Here is a 3355-nt window from a genome sequence, read left to right as displayed (position 1 = left end):
GGGCGTCGTCGCGCTCGAGGCGATGCGTCCGCTCCACGACCCCGCGTTCGTCGCCTGCCGCGACGCCATGGCGAAGCTCGGCCGCGTGCGGCGCGCGAGCCTGCATCTCGGCAGCTACTCCTCGCGATACGACGAGCTCCTCGCGGGGCGCCACACGAACATCTTCGACTGCGAGATGGCGTCCGGCGCGCTCATGGACATGGGCGTCTACACGGTGGAACCCATGATCGAGCTCTTTGGCGCGCCGGATGAGATCCTCGCCGCGCCTGTGCTTCTAGACGAGAGCACGCGCGACCTCACGCATGGTGCGCTCGACGGCGCGGGCGAGATCATCGCGCGCTATCCCGACAAGCTCGTGACGCTCCATTGGTCGAAGATCTCGAACGACGTGCTTCCCTCGCAAATCGAAGGCGAGGAGGCGACGCTCACGTTCGCCGGTACCTCCGAGCCCGAATGGCTGCGCATCAAGTACCGCGGGACGGTGACGCGTTCCTCGGCGAAGCAGGCGCGGACGACGGGCGAGCCCCAGATCGAGGAGCGCCAGCTCGACGCCGTCGAGAACTCCATGGTGTTCGAGCTTGCCGATTTCGTGGGAGCCGTCGAGGCCGTACGCGGCGGCACAAGCGCCCTCGAGGCACCTGCCGGTACGTTCGGCACCGTCGCACACTTCCGCGATGTCACGCTCGCGTCGCTCGCCGTGATGGACGAGGCGCGGCGCCAAATGGGCGTTCGCTTCCCCGTCGACGCGCGCTAGCGGCCACATGCGACGAGCCGGCTCGAAGGCACGCTGGGAAGCAGATGGCAAGAGGAGGCGCGATGAACATCTTCGAACTCATGCACGGCGCGGACGAACGCGAGCCCGGCGAGCGTCGCAGCCCGCTTGAGCGCGAGCTCATACAGAAGCTGCAGCAGCGGCTTTCGGCCGAAGATGCCGAGCAGGAGCTCCACTACCACCTGCTTTTCACCGGGCGCGTCCAGGGCGTGGGATTTCGTTGGACGTGTTTGAGCTCCGCCGAGAAACTCGGGCTCGCCGGCTGGGTGAAGAACCTGCGCGACGGCTCGGTATCGATGGATGTACAGGGCACGCCCGCGCAGCTCATCAAGCATCTCAATAGCATGCACGCCACTTACGACCGCATGGGCTGCCGCATGTGGCTCGACGAGGCGCGCGACCTCCCTCCGTGCGAGGGCGCCGCGGGGTTCCAAGTGCGCTACTGAGCCGAGATGGGCACCTTGTGGCTTCCATGACGGCCTTTGACGTGCAGGAGAAATTGTTAGTAAAATGATGCTATAAAGCACGCCGGATTATGTGGGGAGGTGTCGGCCGTGCAACGACGTAACACCAGGCAGCGCAGACTCGTGCTCGAGGCGGTTCAATCGCTCGCCGGCGCTCACCCCACAGCAGACGAGGTCTTCGTCGAAGCCCGGCAGCACGACGAACACCTTAGCCGAGGGACGGTTTATCGCAACCTCGCCCTGCTCTCGGACGAAGGGTGCATCAGCACGCTCAAGACGCCGGGCGGGAATCGCTACGACGATCGCCGCGATGAGCATGCGCACCTCATCTGTACCTCATGCGGCGCGGTGCGCGACGTCGAGATCCGCTACGACGCCCATGCGGACGCCGCCGCCATGGAGGAGACGGGCTTCTCGCAGGTCACGCACTACGCCTTCTTCGAGGGCATCTGCCCCGCCTGCCAGGCACGCCAGAGCGCCTAACCCGCCAAAGGGGACAGTCCCTTTTGGCAGAAGTTACTCCACGACCTCGACGAGCTCGATATCGAAGTTGAGATCCTTGCCAGCAAGCTCATGGTTCGCATCGAGCTTGACGCCCTCGGGCGCGACCTCGACGACCGTCACGGGCACCGGCTGACCGGCGGGCGTGGTGAGGAAGAGCTTGTCACCCACGTGGATCTGCTCGATGTTGGGCACCTGCGCGGCGGGGAACTCGAGCACGAGGTCTTCGCGGCGCTCGCCGTATGCTTCGGTCGCCGGAATGTGGACGGTCTTCTTCTCGCCCACCTCCATGTCGACGACCGCGGCATCGAAGCCGGCAATCATCTGGTGCGCGCCGCACACGAACTCGAGCGTCTCGCCGCGATCGTAGGAGCTATCGAACTGCGTGCCGTCGTCGAGCGTGCCGCGATAGTGCACGCGCAGGGTCTTTCCGGTGTTGGACATGGTTCCTCGATTCTCTTCCAAGGCATGCGCTTGCGCGCCGCCGCAAACTTGCCGGAGACGATACGGATAGAATTGAATCAGATGAGCGAAAGGAGCCCCGTGGCAAACCGTGCCGCACAGCCGAAAACCACAAGTCGATTCACCGTCCGCATAGGTGGCGAGGAGCACGTCGTCCTCGTCACCCGCAAACGCGTGAAGAACCTCAACCTGCGGGTTCGCGGCGACGGAACGGTTGTGGCAAGTGCGCCGGCACGGACGACGGACGCGCGCATCCAAGCGTTCCTCGACAGCCATGCCGCCTGGATCGAGCGACACGTCGCAAGAAAGCAGGCGCTGAGCGAAGCGCGTGGGCAAGCAGCCGACCGCGTTCCTGAACTCATTCCGCTCTGGGGCGAACTTGTATCAGTGCGTGAGCTTTTCGCCGATGGGACGAGCGGCAAGGACCTCCCGAGCAGCGACATACGCGGGCTCGACGCTGCGTCGTTCGAGCGGCTACTCCTTGAACGCTATCGCGACGAGGTCGCCCGCGCACTGCCCGCCGTGACAGAGCGCTTCGAGGCTCAGATGGGCGTGCGCGCCTCACGCTGGCAGGTGAGGATCATGAAGACGCGCTGGGGTTCCTGTACGCCGCGCACGGCGGCGATTCGCGTGAACGCGCGCCTCGCCGCGTACCCTCCTGCGTGCTTGGAGTTCGTCGTGGCGCACGAGCTCTGCCACCTCATGGAGCCAAGCCACAACGCCCGCTTCCACGCGCTCCTCGACCGCTTTTGCCCGGCGAACCGCGAGCTCTCGCGTCTGCTGCGCCACCCCGCCTGAGTGGGACTCTGGCACCAGGTCTCAGAGTCCCACTGCCAACAGGGACAACTCCTTTTGGCAGACTATCCCCCCTCACCATCCCCTCTGGCGACGTCGACATTTTTCGCCACTTTTCGGTCTCAAATCCGAAAAACTGTCCAAAAATGTCGACGTCGAGAGCACGTGGGACTCAGAGACCTGGTGTCAAAATCCCACCCGCTCTAGCGCGTGCGAATGATCTCCACGCCGGCGCTCGCAAGCGGCAGGCCGATGGGCGCCCAGGGCTTTTTCAGCTCCACGGCCACGGAGCAAATGTCATAGCGCTCCAGCAGCGCGGCGGCCAGCAGCACCACCACGATCATCACAAAGGCGGAGGAGT

Annotated in this window: 5 protein-coding genes; 4 read left to right on the top strand and 1 reads right to left on the bottom strand. The window is 64.8% G+C overall.

The features are described from left to right. From QZ079_RS08755 to QZ079_RS08745, 3 genes are all read left to right on the top strand, one after another. Positions 1-754: gfo/Idh/MocA family oxidoreductase (locus QZ079_RS08755; protein WP_297037478.1), on the top strand; the 754-nt coding region annotated here is incomplete at its 5' end. A gap of 62 nt (positions 755-816) precedes the next feature. Beyond that, positions 817-1218, top strand: coding sequence for an acylphosphatase (locus tag QZ079_RS08750; protein WP_297037477.1), 402 nt, complete (start codon positions 817-819; stop codon positions 1216-1218). 108 nt (positions 1219-1326) lie between these two features. Further along, positions 1327-1719: a transcriptional repressor gene (locus QZ079_RS08745; RefSeq protein WP_297037476.1), complete on the top strand. Its 393-nt coding sequence runs from the start codon at positions 1327-1329 to the stop codon at positions 1717-1719. 33 nt (positions 1720-1752) lie between these two features. Here QZ079_RS08745 and QZ079_RS08740 read toward each other — a convergent pair whose 3' ends face one another. Beyond that, positions 1753-2181 carry a peptidylprolyl isomerase gene (locus QZ079_RS08740; RefSeq protein WP_297037475.1) on the bottom strand — a complete coding sequence of 143 codons (429 nt, stop codon included), beginning with the start codon at positions 2179-2181 and terminating at the stop codon, positions 1753-1755. Positions 2182-2280: 99 nt separating this feature from the next. Here QZ079_RS08740 and QZ079_RS08735 point away from each other — a divergent pair, with 99 nt between their 5' ends. Beyond that, a complete protein-coding gene (locus tag QZ079_RS08735; protein ID WP_297037474.1) occupies positions 2281-2997 on the top strand; it encodes a M48 family metallopeptidase in 717 nt (238 codons plus the stop codon). The last annotated feature ends 358 nt before the right edge of the window (positions 2998-3355 follow it).

It is taken from the genome of uncultured Enorma sp., assembly GCA_905210055.1.
In the GTDB taxonomy this organism is placed as follows: domain Bacteria; phylum Actinomycetota; class Coriobacteriia; order Coriobacteriales; family Coriobacteriaceae; genus Enorma.
The sequence above is the reverse complement of the archived record's forward strand: the minus strand, read 5'-3'. Positions and strand labels throughout refer to the sequence as shown.

Excerpts from the sequence above, each read along its gene's own strand:
- QZ079_RS08750 (WP_297037477.1), top strand. The coding sequence starts at position 817 with ATGAACATCTTCGAACTCATGCACGGCGCGGACGAACGCGAGCCCGGC.
- QZ079_RS08740 (WP_297037475.1), bottom strand. The coding sequence starts at position 2,181 with ATGTCCAACACCGGAAAGACCCTGCGCGTGCACTATCGCGGCACGCTC.